The organism is Parendozoicomonas callyspongiae (assembly GCF_023502345.1).
Taxonomy (GTDB): Bacteria; Pseudomonadota; Gammaproteobacteria; order Pseudomonadales; family Endozoicomonadaceae; genus Sansalvadorimonas; species Sansalvadorimonas callyspongiae.
This window is the reverse complement of sequence record NZ_JAMFLX010000003.1, coordinates 56022-70995: the sequence shown is the minus strand read 5'-3', so window position 1 is coordinate 70995 and position 14974 is coordinate 56022. Positions and strand designations below refer to the sequence as shown.

At 49.8% G+C, this 14974-nt stretch carries 11 protein-coding genes; 5 read left to right on the top strand and 6 right to left on the bottom strand.

Annotation, left to right across the window (positions count from 1 at the left end):
• Positions 1-90 precede the first annotated feature (90 nt).
• From rng to tldD, 3 genes are all read left to right on the top strand, one after another.
• Positions 91-1557 (top strand): ribonuclease G, encoded by a 1467-nt coding sequence (gene rng, locus M3P05_RS02930; RefSeq protein WP_249697739.1) that lies wholly within the window; start codon positions 91-93, stop codon positions 1555-1557.
• Positions 1558-1652: 95 nt separating this feature from the next.
• Positions 1653-5600 carry a YhdP family protein gene (locus tag M3P05_RS02925; RefSeq protein ID WP_249697738.1) on the top strand — a complete coding sequence of 1316 codons (3948 nt, stop codon included), beginning with the start codon at positions 1653-1655 and terminating at the stop codon, positions 5598-5600.
• Between the two features lie 143 nt (positions 5601-5743).
• Positions 5744-7186: a metalloprotease TldD gene (gene tldD / locus M3P05_RS02920; protein WP_249697737.1), complete on the top strand. Its 1443-nt coding sequence runs from the start codon at positions 5744-5746 to the stop codon at positions 7184-7186.
• 64 nt (positions 7187-7250) lie between these two features.
• Here tldD and yjgA read toward each other — a convergent pair whose 3' ends face one another.
• Positions 7251-7775, bottom strand: coding sequence for a ribosome biogenesis factor YjgA (gene yjgA / locus M3P05_RS02915; RefSeq protein WP_249697736.1), 525 nt, complete (start codon positions 7773-7775; stop codon positions 7251-7253).
• 404 nt (positions 7776-8179) lie between these two features.
• On the opposite strand from yjgA, the gene pmbA reads away from it, so the two are divergent.
• Both pmbA and M3P05_RS02905 read left to right on the top strand, forming a co-directional pair.
• Entirely contained in the window at positions 8180-9547 is a 1368-nt protein-coding gene (gene pmbA / locus M3P05_RS02910; RefSeq protein WP_249697735.1) for a metalloprotease PmbA, read from the top strand.
• A 112-nt stretch (positions 9548-9659) separates the two neighbouring features.
• Positions 9660-11213 (top strand): peptide ABC transporter substrate-binding protein, encoded by a 1554-nt coding sequence (locus tag M3P05_RS02905; protein ID WP_249697734.1) that lies wholly within the window; start codon positions 9660-9662, stop codon positions 11211-11213.
• 10 nt (positions 11214-11223) lie between these two features.
• Here the strand turns inward: M3P05_RS02905 and mgtE are convergent, their stop codons facing one another.
• From mgtE to hpf, 5 genes are all read right to left on the bottom strand, one after another.
• A complete protein-coding gene (gene mgtE / locus M3P05_RS02900; RefSeq protein WP_249697733.1) occupies positions 11224-12585 on the bottom strand; it encodes a magnesium transporter in 1362 nt (453 codons plus the stop codon).
• A gap of 69 nt (positions 12586-12654) precedes the next feature.
• Positions 12655-12924, bottom strand: a complete 270-nt coding sequence (locus tag M3P05_RS02895; RefSeq protein WP_249697732.1) for an HPr family phosphocarrier protein — start codon at positions 12922-12924, stop codon at positions 12655-12657.
• Complete coding sequence (gene rapZ, locus M3P05_RS02890) at positions 12921-13829, bottom strand: RNase adapter RapZ (protein WP_283777655.1); 909 nt, start codon at positions 13827-13829, stop codon at positions 12921-12923. The genes M3P05_RS02895 and rapZ overlap by 4 nt, the downstream gene beginning before the upstream one ends.
• 293 nt (positions 13830-14122) lie before the next feature.
• Positions 14123-14581, bottom strand: a complete 459-nt coding sequence (ptsN, locus tag M3P05_RS02885; RefSeq protein ID WP_249697731.1) for a PTS IIA-like nitrogen regulatory protein PtsN — start codon at positions 14579-14581, stop codon at positions 14123-14125.
• Between the two features lie 18 nt (positions 14582-14599).
• Positions 14600-14905: a ribosome hibernation-promoting factor, HPF/YfiA family gene (hpf, locus tag M3P05_RS02880; protein ID WP_249697730.1), complete on the bottom strand. Its 306-nt coding sequence runs from the start codon at positions 14903-14905 to the stop codon at positions 14600-14602.
• Positions 14906-14974: the final 69 nt, after the last annotated feature.

Sequence of the window (14974 nt, the reverse complement as noted above, 5' to 3'; positions counted from 1 at the left end):
TGCAAACAGCCATGAGCAGGAAATGCCCACTCCGAAAAATGAAAATGCGGAGGCATTTCCTGGTAAAAAAGTAGTTGCCGAGGGATAGGGATGAGTGAAGAGATTCTGATGAATATTACGCCCATGGAGTCCCGTGTGGCGCTGGTGGAAAACGGCGTCTTGCAGGAAGTCTATGTGGAGAGGGATCGTAACCGCGGTATCGTCGGAAATATTTACAAGGGCAAGGTTGTCCGGGTTCTTCCGGGAATGCAGGCCGCTTTTGTTGATATTGGTCTCGAAAGGGCAGCCTTTATTCATGCCAGCGAGATCTATGATAAGCAGGATCGTGCTGATGGTCAGGAGCCCAGCATAGTGGAGCTGGTTCATGATGGGCAGGCTCTGGTGGTGCAGGTGACCAAAGACCCAATTGGCTCTAAAGGAGCACGCCTGACCACCCATATCTCCATCCCCGCCCGTTACCTCGTCCTGATGCCCCATAACTCCCATGTTGGAATCTCGCTTCGAATCGAAGATGCTGAAGAGCGTGACCGCCTGCGGGAAATTGTTGAACGACTGCTGTCCGAGGATGGCCGGAAAGACAAGGGCGGATTTATTCTCCGGACTGCAGCTGAAGGAATAGGTGAGCCGGAGATTCTTGCCGATATCCTGTTCCTGCACAGGCTTTGGGATTCCGTGGAAGAGCAGCGCAAGGCCAGCAAGGCACCTTCCTGCATTTATGAAGACCTTCCCCTGCATCTGCGCACCATGCGTGATCTGGTTGAACCGGATATTGAAAAAATCCGCATTGATTCCGAAGAAACCTTTAACAAAGTGACCAAGTTCGTCCGCAAGCTGGTGCCCCATCTGGATGGCAGGGTGGAGTTTTATACCGGTGAGCGTCCGATCTTTGACCTGTTCAGCGTTGAGGATGAAATTAACCGGGCACTGTCCCGCAGGGTGGAACTGAAGTCTGGCGGATACCTGATTATTGATCAGACAGAAGCCATGACCACCATTGATGTCAATACAGGTGGTTTTGTCGGCCACAGGAATCTTGAAGAGACTATCTTCAAGACCAACCTGGAAGCCGGCCATGCTATCGCCCGTCAGCTCAGACTCCGCAATCTGGGCGGGATCATAATTATCGACTTTATTGATATGGAAGATGTCGAACACCAGCGCCAGGTTCTCCGAACTCTGGAAAAGATGCTGGAGCGGGATCATGCCAAAACCAATATTACCGGTGTATCTGATCTCGGGCTGGTAGAAATGACCAGAAAACGGACCCGGGAATCTTTGGAAAATACCCTGTGTGAAGCCTGTCCTACCTGCCAGGGACGGGGAACCCAGAAGACTGCAGAAACCGTCTGCTACGAAATCTTCCGGGAGATTATGCGGGAGGCGAGAACCTATGAAAGTGACAGCTATCTGGTTCTGGCGTCAGAACAGGTTGTTGACCAGCTTCTGGACGAAGAGTCCGACAGCGTGGCAGATCTGGAGTCAGCGATGAATAAAACCATACGCTTCCAGGTTGAGCCCCGTTATGGCCAGGAACAGTTTGATGTTGTGCTGGTCTGATATGTGACTGGCTATTCTGTTCGGGATAGCAAAGGATTGTGGTGGCCTGACCGACGCGTGTGCGTCGGTTTTGTGTTAAGGCTGACCGGAGAAATATGAAGAAAATAGCCCTGCATTTATCCCGTGCGACATGGATTGCACTGGTATTTGGTCTGGTTCTACTGGCGATTATTGTATCTGCCGGCAGGGTCGTTATGCCTATGGTCAGCGGGCTCAAGGGGCAGATCACTGACAGCCTGGGAAGTACACTTGAAACCAGAGTGTATCTAGGCGAATTGACAGGCCGGCTCCATAACTTCAACCCTGCGATAAGTCTGGATCAGGTTGTTATCTATCAACCGGAGCAACCGGACCAACCCAGCGTTTCTCTTGAAAATATCATCCTGGAACTGGATACCATTTCCACTCTGGTCAATCTGGAGCCGGTGTTTCGGCGGGTAATGGTTGGTGGTGGAGAGCTGAACCTTACTGGTGAGCCAGGGCATATCGGTCTGGCTGGCTTTCCCAGAATTGAAGCAGAGGATGAAGAAGACACCACTGTCAGTCAGCGGGAAGGGGTGAGAAATATGCTGGAGGTGTTAAGCCGCCAGCGCCAGATTGATTTTGAGAATATTCACCTCTCTCTGTCCATGAACTCCGGCAAAACCCATGATGTACTGGTGGACCGCCTGACTCTTACCGGACCTTCTGATGGCCGCAAAATGTCGGCCCGTATCAGCTCTGCTTCAGGGGAAGAGATTGAACTGGCCATGAATGTCAGCGGGCATGCCATCAGGTGGCCGGACATCATGCTTGATGGATATATCTCTACACCAACTATCAACTTTAAAAAATGGCTTGAGTTATTACCTGAATCACTGCGCAAAGAGGCCAAGCTAAAGTTCAATCAACTGCGTGCCGGAACTCAGGCATGGTTCAGCTACTCACCCAGAGGCTGGAAGATTCACGGTAATCTGACAGCTGATATGGTGGATATAGATCGTGAAGGTCAGACACTTCCTCCGCTGACATCGTTACGTTCAGATTTTGCCCTGACATTTGGCAAGCATCAGGATCAGCAACTTTGGCTGAATAATCTTTCGTTCATTTTTTCCGGTTACGCCTATCCGGGCAGCAACGTTTTTATCAGGAGAGGAATAAAGCCGGATCGTGATATCACCATTGCCGCAGATCGTATTCATCTGCAGGCACTTTCATTGATTTCTACCACATCCAACCTGTTACCCAATGTTGTGAATGGTATTGTCACGCGGCTTGCACCCCGCGGGAGAATTAACAACTTTGTCCTGAAATTAAAGCCATCTTCTGACCCATTTGATTTGGACTTGAGTGCAGAGCTGCGGGATGTTGGAGTCGATCACTGGTATGGGGCACCTTCCGGGGAAAGGATTAATGCCAAGGTCAGAATGAATGCCCGGGAAGGCGTTATTGATCTCGACAGTCGTGGTTTTACCCTGGGGCTGGATAACGTCTTTGATGATGTATGGGTCTATGACCGGGTTGCGGGCAAGCTGTATTGGCATATCATTGATGATGTTTACATTCTGCGCACTGATCAGATGTCGTTTACTGGCGGTGAAGGTGATATTGAAGCACGGTTACGACTGGATATTCCTTTTGGTGAAGATCCTATCTGGATGGCTCTGGAAGCAGGGATAACCAGCGGAGATGCTCTCTATGCCGGTAAGTATCTGCCCACTTCGCTGGGCGATCTCAATGTCTGGCTTAACAGTGCTATCAAAGGTGGGGATATCAGCCAGGGGGCCTTTATCTGGAATGGGCCGCTGACTAATCCGGTTGCGCCAAAAAGCCTGAGCTGGGGCCTTTTCTTCGATGTCAGCAATACTGATTTTGCTTACGATCCTGAGTGGCCCGAGGTCAAAGGTGTCGATGGCCTGGTGACAGTGGATCAGGATGAGGTTGTTGTTAAAGCAGATAAGGCCCGGGTCTATGACAGCCGTGCAACAGGTCTGACAGCAATTGTTCCAGACTTGCTGACTGATAAGCCGCTGACTCTGAAACTGACTGGCCAGGTTACCAGTAATGGCAGGGACGGTCTCAGGATTCTCCGTGAAACACCTATTGCTACAGCAATGAATAATGCTGCGGACCAGTGGGATATTGGCGGCGATGTCAGGGTTGGTCTGGATCTCAATATTCCCCTGACTGCCGAGGGTAGAAACAAAGAAGATATTAAAGTTGATATCGGGCTTGCAGGAAACAGGTTTGCTATTCCTGATCTGGATCTGGCTGCAACCAATATCAGTGGCAGAATGTCCTATTCCACTGCGAAAGGGTTACAGGGAACTGGTTTAAGCGGATCGCTTTTTGATAAACCAGTGACGTTTGGTATATCAACCTCATCGGGGCGCTCTGCCAAAACACAGGTTGATATCAATGGCAGAGTCGCCATGAAGCCACTCTCGCAATGGCTGGGATGGGACTATCTCTGGCTGGCCGATGGCGAGACAGATTATAAGGCACGTGTCACTGTTGGAGGCAAAGGGGATATCCGGGTTGATGTTGATAGCAGTCTGGTTGGAATGACTTCCAGTATGCCCGAACCTCTCGATAAGAAAGCTTCCCAAAAACTGCCGTATTCCATGTCAGTTCTTGCTCCTGCTAAAGGACCATTTACGGTTGAAGGTTCATTGGCCGGGCGCTTCGATTATGTTCAGGAGCTTGATCGAAAGAGCCAGAAGCTGAGTCGTGGCGGGGCACGCATTGGTCAGGGGAAAGTTGAACTGCCTGACAATGGTTTTCTGGTAACAGGTCAGCTTGATGCTCTGCAGTTAAAGCCGTGGCACTTATGGTGGCAGAAAAACGCAGGAAACTTCCGGTCAGAATCAGGAGAAACTTCAGGTTCTGCTATTGAATCTTCAGTCAAAGATCTATCGATATCTGTAAAAGATGTCTCTATAGACAGACTGCTCTGGGGTGGTGCCGGGTTTAACAACGTTCAGGCCAGTTTCTCGCAGGACAGCGAAGGGATGCACCTTGGCCTGAAAGCTCCGGAAGGCGATGGAGTTCTGACTATTCCTGCGGATAACCGTCCTCTGAGAATTGATATGGCTCAGCTGAATCTGCCGGGAGAAGTTCTTCCGGAGCATAAGCTGGAAACTTCCAAAGTTGAGACGAACAACAAGCAAGAAGAGTTTGTTGATCCATTCACTGATGTGGTTCCTGCCGATATCCCAGACCTGGATGTTCATGTCGAGAGGATTCGTATTGGCGAGCAAGAGTTTGGGCATCTCAGTACCAAAATACGCACAGTCAAAGATGGAATAAAAACCACAGAGCTGAAAGGTGTACTTGGTGGGGCTGAGGTCGATGGCAATCTGGGTTGGACCAGGCATGACGGTCAGCACCATACAGTGATCAATGCCAGTATCGACAGCACTAATGTTGAAGAGTTTCTGGCTAAGTGGGGCTACCCAGAGTTGATGACAGGTAAGCGTCTCAAGAGCAGCAGCTACTGGACCTGGGTGGGGTCACCTGGTGGTTTTCAGATGAAGGAGATGGAAGGTCACAGTGATATTGAAGTCAGGAATGGGCGCTTCCTGTCTGTGGACAGCAGCTCAAGCAGCGCGCTCCGCCTGTTTGGGGTTCTTAATGTTGATGCCATTACCCGCCGCCTGCGTCTGGACTTCTCTGATCTGTTCCGCTCCGGAATGGCGTTTGATCAGGTTGAAGGAAAGCTGTCTTTTGATAAAGGTCAGATCAATCTGAAGGAGCCTTTGACTGTTAAGGGGCCATCATCAGATTTCAAACTGGATGGCTCTTTGAATGTTGTGAAGAATACGCTGGATATGGGGCTGGTGGTGACGCTACCAGTGACACAGAATATTGCTGTTGTCAGCCTGCTTCTTGGGCAGCCTTATATTGCCGGAGCTGCCTATCTGTTTGATAAATTACTGGGCAGTCAGGTTGAGCAGTTCGCCAGTCTCAGGTATGAGATAAAAGGCAGTCTGTCTGAGCCGGCAATGAAGCTGGATCGCCTGTTTTCAAATAAAGCCAAGCACAATAAGAAGAAATTCAAGTAGATTTGGTTGATTATTTAAGGGTTAACTTCAATGAATAGAACAGGGATGATGAATACCGGCAAGGGCATGCAGGAAAAGTTCTTGAGCCTGATCATGTCCTCTCATACCATGGCATAAGACGTAATTCAGGGAACACCCACCAGATGACAGATATCCTGACCCAAGCCAAACAACAGTTACTTGCTCCCAATTCACTGGATGAATCTCATCTGGAGCAGGTAATCCATGGCATGCTGGGGCATCAGATTGATGCAGCTGATCTTTATTTTCAGAGTATTCGCCACGAAGGCTGGGTACTTGAAGATGGCATTGTAAAGGAAGGCAGCTATAACGCTGATCGCGGTGTGGGTGTCCGTGCCATCAGCGGTGAGAAGACCGGTTTTGCCTATGCCAATGATATTGCCCTGCCAGCTCTGGAAGCGGCTGCTGGTGCATCACGCAGCATTGCCCGTCAGGGGCAGGATCGCCAGGTTCAGGCCTGGGGACGGAGCCAGCCACTGGCCTTATACAACGATGCCAACCCTCTCGATTCAATGTCCCGGGATGACAAGGTCAAACTCCTGAAGGACATGGATGCTGAAGCCAGGCGTCTGGACCCAAGAGTGAAACAGGTGACTGTCAGCCTCGCTGGTGTTCATGAGTATGTTCTGGTCGCTGCAGCAGATGGCACATTGTCTGCAGATATTCGTCCGCTGGTTCGCTTGAATGTTGGTGTGATTGTTGAGGATAACGGTCGCCGGGAGCGTGGCAATTATGGTGGTGGTGGCCGCAGTGATTACCAGATGTTCCTGAAGGGCGACCTGTGGAAGTCTTATGCCAAGGAAGCTGTCCGTCAGGCGCTGGTAAACCTGGAGGCCGTCGCAGCACCCGCTGGAGCAATGGAAGTGGTTCTGGGTGCCGGCTGGAACGGTGTTCTGCTGCATGAAGCGGTGGGGCATGGTCTTGAAGGAGACTTTAACCGTAAAGGCAGCTCCATGTATTCCGGCCGCATTGGCGAACGTGTCGCTTCGCCGCTCTGTACCATCGTTGATGATGGAACCATGGCCGGTCGTCGTGGATCTCTGAATATTGATGATGAAGGCGTGACCTCTTCCAATACGGTTCTGATTGAGAACGGTATTCTGAAGGGCTATATGCAGGACAAGATGAATGCCCGTCTGATGGGTGTTGAATCAACCGGCAACGGCCGTCGTGAATCTTATGCTCATCTGCCTCTGCCCCGCATGACCAACACTTACATGTTGCCTGGCCAGCAGGAAAAGGAAGAGATCATTGCCTCTGTGAACAAAGGTATTTACGTGGCCAATATGGGCGGTGGCCAGGTTGATATCACGTCGGGCAAGTTTGTTTTCTCAACCAGTGAAGCCTATCTGATTGAAAATGGCAAAATTACTACGCCTGTGAAAGGTGCAACGTTGATCGGTAACGGTCCTGATGTTATGAACAAGGTATCCATGGTTGGTAATGACCTTAAGCTGGATTCCGGAGTAGGCGTCTGTGGTAAGGATGGACAGTCAGTGCCGGTTGGAGTTGGTCAGCCAACTCTGAAAATTGATGAGATTACTGTTGGTGGAACCAGCATGTAAGTTTCTGGGTAACCGGAACCATAAAAAAACCAAGGCTGGCTATACCCGCCTTGGTTTTTTTAACTCAGCTTTCGCTAACTTCTCTCAGGCAACGGAACAGTTTTTTACTGAGTGTTGCTTTCTTCTCTTCTGACTTTTCTTTATTGATATTACGAATCAGCTGGCGCAGTTGCTGTGCGTCAGCGTGAGGGTGTTCATCAAGAAAAGCCGTCAGGGCTGTGTTGCCATCATTAATCAGGCGCTCGCGCCAGCGTTCCAGGATATGGAAATGGCGGCTGTACTCTTCACTGCTGGTGTCCATCATGGCCAGCTCGTGACGGATGGCATCAATATCCTGATCCAGCATCAGCTTGCCAATAAACCCGAACTGACGCTTGCGGGCGTTGTGGCTTTTGATTCGTGCTGTCTCAGTAATGGCATCAATAATCCGACCTTCGAGGGGGATTTTTGCCAGCTGATCAGGCTTGAGTTCAGTCAGCCTGGCACCCAGATCCTTAAGTTCATGGGCATCCCGCTTCAGCTCGGATTTGCTGACCAGAATGATCTCTTCATCCTGATCCAGTTCTTCGTGATTTCTGTTTTTGCGCATTCTGTTACCGTGGAAATGCCGCTGGTTGCTAGGGGGGGTTCACAATTAAACATCGACTCAGTGGCTCTAAAAGTGGCCCGACACAGCAGGGGGCCACTTTTAGAGTCACCCGAAGGGCGCTTCCGAGAGTTCCTGTGAGCTTCGTTGTAGCGCTTTGAAAGGCAGCAAGCATTCCTGCGGCACTACGCCTCGTCACAGAAACTCTCGGAAGCGCTGAGTTCGACGTTTAATTGTGAACACCCCCTAGGCGTTACATTTCCTGTTTAAGGGCATATCAAATAGTAATTGGCGATTATTTTACCATGAAAACCACGAAGTGCTTTGGTAACTCGAAGCTTCTGGTTTACGGAATGAAAAGCAGGGCTGTAGAATGGAAGCAACAAGGCTCAGGATAGGATGTTTCAATGGCCAGCCCCAAGACTAGCCAAGCACAGCCGGTGATTGATCCGGCTCTGGAAGAGCAGCGTCTCACCACGTTGGTTTCTGACATTATTGATGAGGCCCGCAAGCAGGGAGCAAGTGCCTGTGAAGTGGGTGCCAGCTCGGATGCCGGTCTGTCAACGACTGTGCGTATGGGGGAAGTTGATACCGTCGAGTTCAACAAGGATCAGGGTTTCGGTATCACGGTATATTTTGGCCAGCGCAAGGGTTCGGCCAGTACCAGTGATGATACTCCTGAAGCGATCAGAGATACCGTTCGGGCTGCCTGTGATATAGCCCGCTACACAAGTGAGGATAATTGTGCTGGTCTGGCAGATGCCGACCAGATGGCTACTGACTTTCCCGATCTGGATCTCTATCACCCCTGGGGTATCAGTGCCGAAGAGGCAATTGAGCGAGCTAAAGAGTGTGAAGCTGCCGCCCGTGCTGTCAGCAGCAAAATCACTAACTCGGATGGTGCAACAGTAAATTCTCACCAGGGCTGCCGTGTCTACGGAAACAGTCATGATTTTATTGGCCCTCACCGTTCCAGTCGCCAGAGTGTCAGTGCAGTGATGATTGCCCAGCAGGGTGATGAGATGCAGCGCGATTACTGGTACTCAGTGGCCCGTGATGGCAATAAGCTGGAATCTATGGCTGATATTGGGCGTAAGGCTGGAGAGCGTACTCTGGCCCGCCTGGGAAGCCGTAAAGTGCCCACAGCCAATGTGCCGGTTATTTTCAGTGCTGAGCTGGCCGGTGGTTTTATCAGCCATATGATGGCGGCCATCAGCGGTGGCAGCCTGTATCGTGAGGCTTCTTTCCTGCTGGATCATCTTGGCAAAAAGATTTTCCCTGAGTGGGTCAATATCTATGAGCGTCCGATGCTGAAGGGTGGCATGGGCTCAGTCGCTTTTGATGGTGATGGCCTGCAGACCCGTGATCAGTCATTTATTACAGATGGAATGCTGGCCAGCTATCTTCTCAGCACCTATTCAGCCCGCAAGCTGGGTATGACCAGTACTGCTAATGCTGGTGGTGCCCACAACCTGTTTATTGACAGCAATGCCGGTGATCTGGATAGCTTGGTTAAAGAGATGGATACAGGCCTGCTGGTAACCAGTCTGATCGGTCAGGGCATCAATATGGTAACAGGGGATTACTCCCGTGGTGCTGGTGGCTTCTGGGTTGAGAATGGTGAAATTCAGTTCCCGGTTTCTGAAGTCACAATTGCTGGCAATCTGAAGGATATGTTTATGAATCTGCGAAAGGTTGGTAATGATATTGACCGTCGCGGTAATATCCAGAGTGGTTCCCTGCTGGTTGATGGCATGATGGTGGCTGGAGAGTAACAATTCTCCATTTATCATATTTCTTTTTGTAAATGGCGGTGAATATTCTCCGCCATGTCTTCCCTCAGTTTTCTACACTTCCCTGTGAATTTTGGTTTTCGGGGGTGTCGACATGCGTATCTTACCGGCCATTCTGGCCGTTCTTCTCTCCTCATATATTCAGGCAGAAACCCTGGTCAGGGGGCTTGCTACGCCTCCGGCAACGCTTGATCCGCACTTTTTTCATGGAACACCTGAAGCAGGTGTTCTCAAGGACTTATTCGAGGGACTGGTGATTCAGGATGAGTATGGGCTGCCGGTTCCCGGCGCTGCAGAGAGCTGGCAGGTATCTGAAGATGGCCGCACCTGGACATTCAGGCTGCGTGAAGACCTTAAGTGGTCTGATGGAACTCCTCTGACATCAGAAGATTTTCTCTTTAGTTTTCGCCGTCTGGCTGATCCTGCAACCGGTGCCAAGTACAGCTGGTATCTCCAGCTTTCCGGTGTTGTTAACAGCCAGGATGTTACCGAAGGAAAGCAGCCTGTAGAATCCCTTGGTGTGACAGCACTAGATAAGCAGACACTGGTAGTCACGCTGGACGAGCCTCGCAGCTGGTTCCCTGCCATGATGACTTTTCCATCGTTTCTGCCTGTTCCGCGACACGCTATTGAAGCATGTGGAGAGGATTGGCATTTGAAAGAAGGCTGTGCTGTCAGCAATGGCGCTTACAGCTTTGTTTCCAGTGGTCATAACGAAATAAAGCTGCAGCGAAACACCTTCTACTCAGGTTTTTCTGAGGCTCAGATTTCCGATCTGGTCTGGAAAATGTATCAGCAACCTTTGGATGAACTTGTGGCATTCAGGGCCGGTGATCTTGATATTACATCCGGCCTGCCAATTGTTTCTTTGCTGCCTAAGGCTGTCTCTGTTGGTATAGCCACTGAGCCGGAGCCTCAGCTAATTACCAGTTATCTGATTGTTAATCCCAAAAATTCAACGATGAGTAACCCGCATTTGAGGAAAGCTCTGGCTGCCGTGCTTGATCGTGATGCTGTTTTTCCTGATGTTGGAGGGCCTGCCTGGACTTTGACTCCGCCCTGGACCAAAGGGGCCAGCAACTGGTTACCAGAAGATTACGGACAGGCACAATGGAAAAGAGATAATGCTGCCCGGAAGGCATTAGCCAAGGCCGGTTACAGTGAGAGTAACCCAGTCAAAATCGAATATATGACAGTGGAAGGTTATGGCAAGGGAGGTCTGTATAACGAATCAATTGTCAGCCAGTGGCGCAGATTGCCAGGGGTTGAGGTTGAGATTGTCAGCCTGGACTGGATGGAGTTCACTCGCCGTTACCTCTCAGGTGACTTCCAGGTTATGCATAGTGCCTGGCTGGCTGCCTTTAACGATCCTGCTGCATTTTTACTGTTAGGTGGTCGTCTTTCACCTTATTCGCTGGGTGTGATGGATGATGATTATGATGTTGCGCTGCAAAAAGCGATGTCTGAAACGTCTCAGGAAGAACGTAAAATGCTTTATCAAAATCTGGAGCAGCAGCTGGTTGAATCCAACAGTATTATTCCCTTGAAACATTTAAGTCAGGTTCACTGGCTCCAGCCAAGAGTTAAGGGTTTCACTGCCACAAACCCGGAGGGTTGGGTTACCAGCCGTCAGTTGCGCTTAGAATAGAGCCTTTCGGTTAGGTATAGAAAAGTGTCGCCAGTCCAAGGAAGGACAGAAACCCTACGACGTCGGTAATGGTTGTCAGAATCACAGACCCCGCGAGTGCCGGATCAATATCGAGTGATTTCAAAACAAGCGGCAACATGGCTCCCGAAAGAACTGCAACAACCAGATTGATAACCATGGACAAACCAATCACAAGCGTGATGGTCTGATCATCAAACCAGACCATGGCGGCAGCAGAAACAACGATGGCCCAGAACAGCCCGTTCAGTAAACCCACAAGACCTTCCCTGGTCAGCAGCCAGGTGGTGTTGGATTTACCAATCTGACCAAGCGCCATGGCACGTATGATCAAGGTAAGAGTCTGGCTTCCGGCAATTCCACCCATACTGGCAACGATTGGCATCAGCACAGCCAGAGCCACTACCTGATCAATAGTTTCCTGAAACAGACCAATCACTCCGGAGGCGATAAATGCTGTTATCAGGTTAATGCCAAGCCATACAGCCCTGCGTCGCGTGGTGCGCAGTACTGGTGCGAAGGTGTCTTCATCTTCATCCAGTCCGGCCATGCTCATAATTGAGTGTTCGGCTTCGTCCCTTATAACATCGACGACGTCATCAACAGTGATACGTCCAAGAAGATGACAGCTTTCATCAACGACCGGAGCCGATACAAGGTCTTCCCGTTCGAATAACTGTGCGACATGGGTATCTTCCATAGAAACTGGAACAGGCTGAATAGCGTGATCTATCAGATCAGCCAGAAGGGTACTGGGATCTGCAGTCAGTAAATCACTGATTGGTACAGCGCCCTGGAATTGATCGAAACGATCGACCACCAGTAGCTGATCTAGAGGTTGGGGTAATGAGTTGTGCTGACGTAGATAACGCAGGGCAACTTCAACAGTAATATCCTTGCGGACGGTTACCGTATCGGTGTTCATCAGGCCGCCTGCGGTATTCTCTGGATAGGCTAGAACCTCTTCGACTCGCTGGCGATTCTGGTAATCCATCGAATCCAGAACGCGATAGGTTATCTGTTTGGGCAGCTGCTGAAGAATATCCGCAATATCATCCACATCCTGGTCTTCGAAAATACTAATCAGTTCCTGGATGTTCATCTGGTCAATAAAGAACTGGCGGACTTCTTCCCCCATCTCATTGAGTACGTCGCCTTCATCCTCAACTGGAATCAGTTTCCAGAGAATGCTGCGCTGTCGGGGAGGAGAGGACTCGAGCAGGTGTGCAATATCTGCAGCAGACAGGCTATTGAGCATTTGCCGGGTGTGTTCCGGCATGCCGTAATTGAGTGTTTTGTTCAGAGCTTCCAGCTGGTCTTCAGACAAGGCCAGTGATTGTTGTTGCTGAGGCACAGGCACACCTGCATTTTTATTACGTGCTGTCGTTACAGTTTTGAAGCAACAGCACTGATTGTTTATTTATTATTCATTTTCATCAAAGCGGTTGGATACCAGTTCAGCAATGGCGGAATAAGCCTGATCCGCGTCGTCACCTTCGACTTCAATATCCAGAGTTGTTCCCTTGCTGGCTGCAAGCATCATAACCGCCATAATACTTTTGCCATCAACCATTTTGTTCTGATTTCCAATGCGGATTGAGCTGGCAAAGGATGATGCCACACCAACAAACTTGGCTGCTGCACGGGCATGCAGGCCCAGTTTGTTGATGATAACCAGCTGTTCCTGAATCATGGGTATTCCTCTTTATGATTCCCGTGTGCCTTCTTGGCTTCCATTTCCCGGTGACGAACCTGAACGGAATTCTGATGTTTGCGGAATTCACTGGCCAGGGTTTCGCTGATGAATACCGAGCGATGCTGTCCTCCAGTGCATCCGATGGCAACGGTCAGGTAACTGCGATTGCTCTCTTCAAAAACGGGCAGCCAGTTACTGACGAAACTGGTGATATCCTGCAGCATTTTGTTGACAGAATCATGTCCGCTCAAAAAATCAATAATGGGCTGGTCCTTACCATTAAACCCTCGCAGCTCTTCATGCCAGAAAGGGTTCGGCAGGCAGCGAACGTCAAAGACAAAATCTGCGTCCAGTGGAACCCCTTTCTTGAAACCAAAGGATTCAAATTGCAGGGATAGATCATGGCTTTCTTTGCCTGCAACACGCTTGCGAATAAGGCTGCGAAGTTCGTGCAAAGACAAACGACTGGTATCCAGGCGCATATCAGCTGCGTTGGCCATTTCCGTCAGGACATCCGCTTCTCTTCGAATGGCTTCATCCAGTGATGACTGATCATCGCTGAGAGGATGGCGGCGGCGTGTTGAACTGAATCGCTTTAACAGAGTCTCGTGGTCAGCATCCAGATAAATCACATCACAGGTGAGATTGCTGTCATTTAAAAGCTGCTTATGGGTATTGATAAAACCTGCCAGATCGCCGGACATATTACGGGCATCAATACTGACAGCAATTGAGTTCACCTCAGTCGGGTCATTACGAAACCGTTCGACAAGGCTGGTTAACAATCCTGCAGGTAAATTATCGATACAGTAAAAGCCTTGGTCTTCCAGTGCTCCCAGGGCAGCACTTTTTCCAGAACCTGAGCGGCCACTTATGATGACAAGCCGTATTGCTTTTGACATAGATTATTCTTCCCCCAGCCTTGAGCACTAAAGCGATTGTTTTCCTTGAGTGGAGTCGCTTACTTCTTTTGGCGCACTCTTTTGGTGTACAGGGCGCTTTAGCAAAGGATAGGTAAAAAAGCAGATATAAAAAAGAGCCTGCGGTAGAACACTTCTTTGGTGGGTGTTCCAGGCAGGCTCTCTCGGGAGCTGTGTTATCAATTTGTTCAAGAAAAGCTAAAGACAGAAAAAACGTCTATGGCTCGAATAAGCGAATTGAAAACAAGGCTGTATTTAACTTCAAAAAATCAGGATCAGGCCGTCACCTTATCTGTAAGCAGACGATACAAAGCTTCGCTGTTTGTCGCAGAGCGGAGTGCTTCACAGAGATCTTCATTACTGAACTGTTCGGCGATTAGCCTCAGAAACTGCAGGTGCTGCTCTGTTTCGTCTTCGGGCACCACGAGTGCAAAAACCAGATCAACCGGTTTTTTGTCTATGGCGTCGAAATCAATGGGCTCTGCAAGTCTGAGAAAAACAGCCTGTGGAGTTTCACAGCCAGAGATGCGGCAATGGGGCAGGGCAAAGCCATTTCCAAGACCGGTACTTCCCAGTTTTTCACGGGTAACCAACTGGTTGAACAGCTCTTTTGCGTCCAGCTTGGGCTGACGCTCGCTGACCAGGTTGGCGATATATTGCAGAGTGCGTTTCTTGCTGGCTCCCTGCACGCCGTAAAAGGCGTGCCCGGGAGCGAGGATATTCCGTAGGCTCATTACTTTTTGAATAGGGGGTTAATGCGATGCCCCCTGGAGGCGATCAATGTTCTTTTCTTTGTACTTCAGAAGTTGACGATCAAGTTTGTCCACAAGCAGGTCAATGGCTGCATACATATCTTCGTGTTCCGATGAAGCGGCTATGTCAGCATTTCGAACATGGAGTGTGGCTTCAGCCATCTGACGTTGTTTTTCAACACTCAAAGTGACTTGCACATTGGTAATTCCATCAAAATGTGAAGCGAGCTTGTTCAGTTTACGATTAACATATTCGTGCAGAGCTTCTGTAACTTCGAACTGATGACCGCTGATGTTAACTTGCATGCGTTACTCTCCTGATGTCAGGTTGAGCAGTCCCGGTGAATTCCATACCGGACCGACACTTTGATTCTA

Coding starts and splice junctions, on each gene's coding strand:
- rng (WP_249697739.1), top strand. CDS start 91: ATGAGTGAAGAGATTCTGATGAATATTACGCCCATGGAGTCCCGTGTG.
- M3P05_RS02925 (WP_249697738.1), top strand. CDS start 1,653: ATGAAGAAAATAGCCCTGCATTTATCCCGTGCGACATGGATTGCACTG.
- tldD (WP_249697737.1), top strand. CDS start 5,744: ATGACAGATATCCTGACCCAAGCCAAACAACAGTTACTTGCTCCCAAT.
- yjgA (WP_249697736.1), bottom strand. CDS start 7,775: ATGCGCAAAAACAGAAATCACGAAGAACTGGATCAGGATGAAGAGATC.
- pmbA (WP_249697735.1), top strand. CDS start 8,180: ATGGCCAGCCCCAAGACTAGCCAAGCACAGCCGGTGATTGATCCGGCT.
- M3P05_RS02905 (WP_249697734.1), top strand. CDS start 9,660: ATGCGTATCTTACCGGCCATTCTGGCCGTTCTTCTCTCCTCATATATT.
- M3P05_RS02895 (WP_249697732.1), bottom strand. CDS start 12,924: ATGATTCAGGAACAGCTGGTTATCATCAACAAACTGGGCCTGCATGCC.
- rapZ (WP_283777655.1), bottom strand. CDS start 13,829: ATGTCAAAAGCAATACGGCTTGTCATCATAAGTGGCCGCTCAGGTTCT.
- ptsN (WP_249697731.1), bottom strand. CDS start 14,581: ATGAGCCTACGGAATATCCTCGCTCCCGGGCACGCCTTTTACGGCGTG.
- hpf (WP_249697730.1), bottom strand. CDS start 14,905: ATGCAAGTTAACATCAGCGGTCATCAGTTCGAAGTTACAGAAGCTCTG.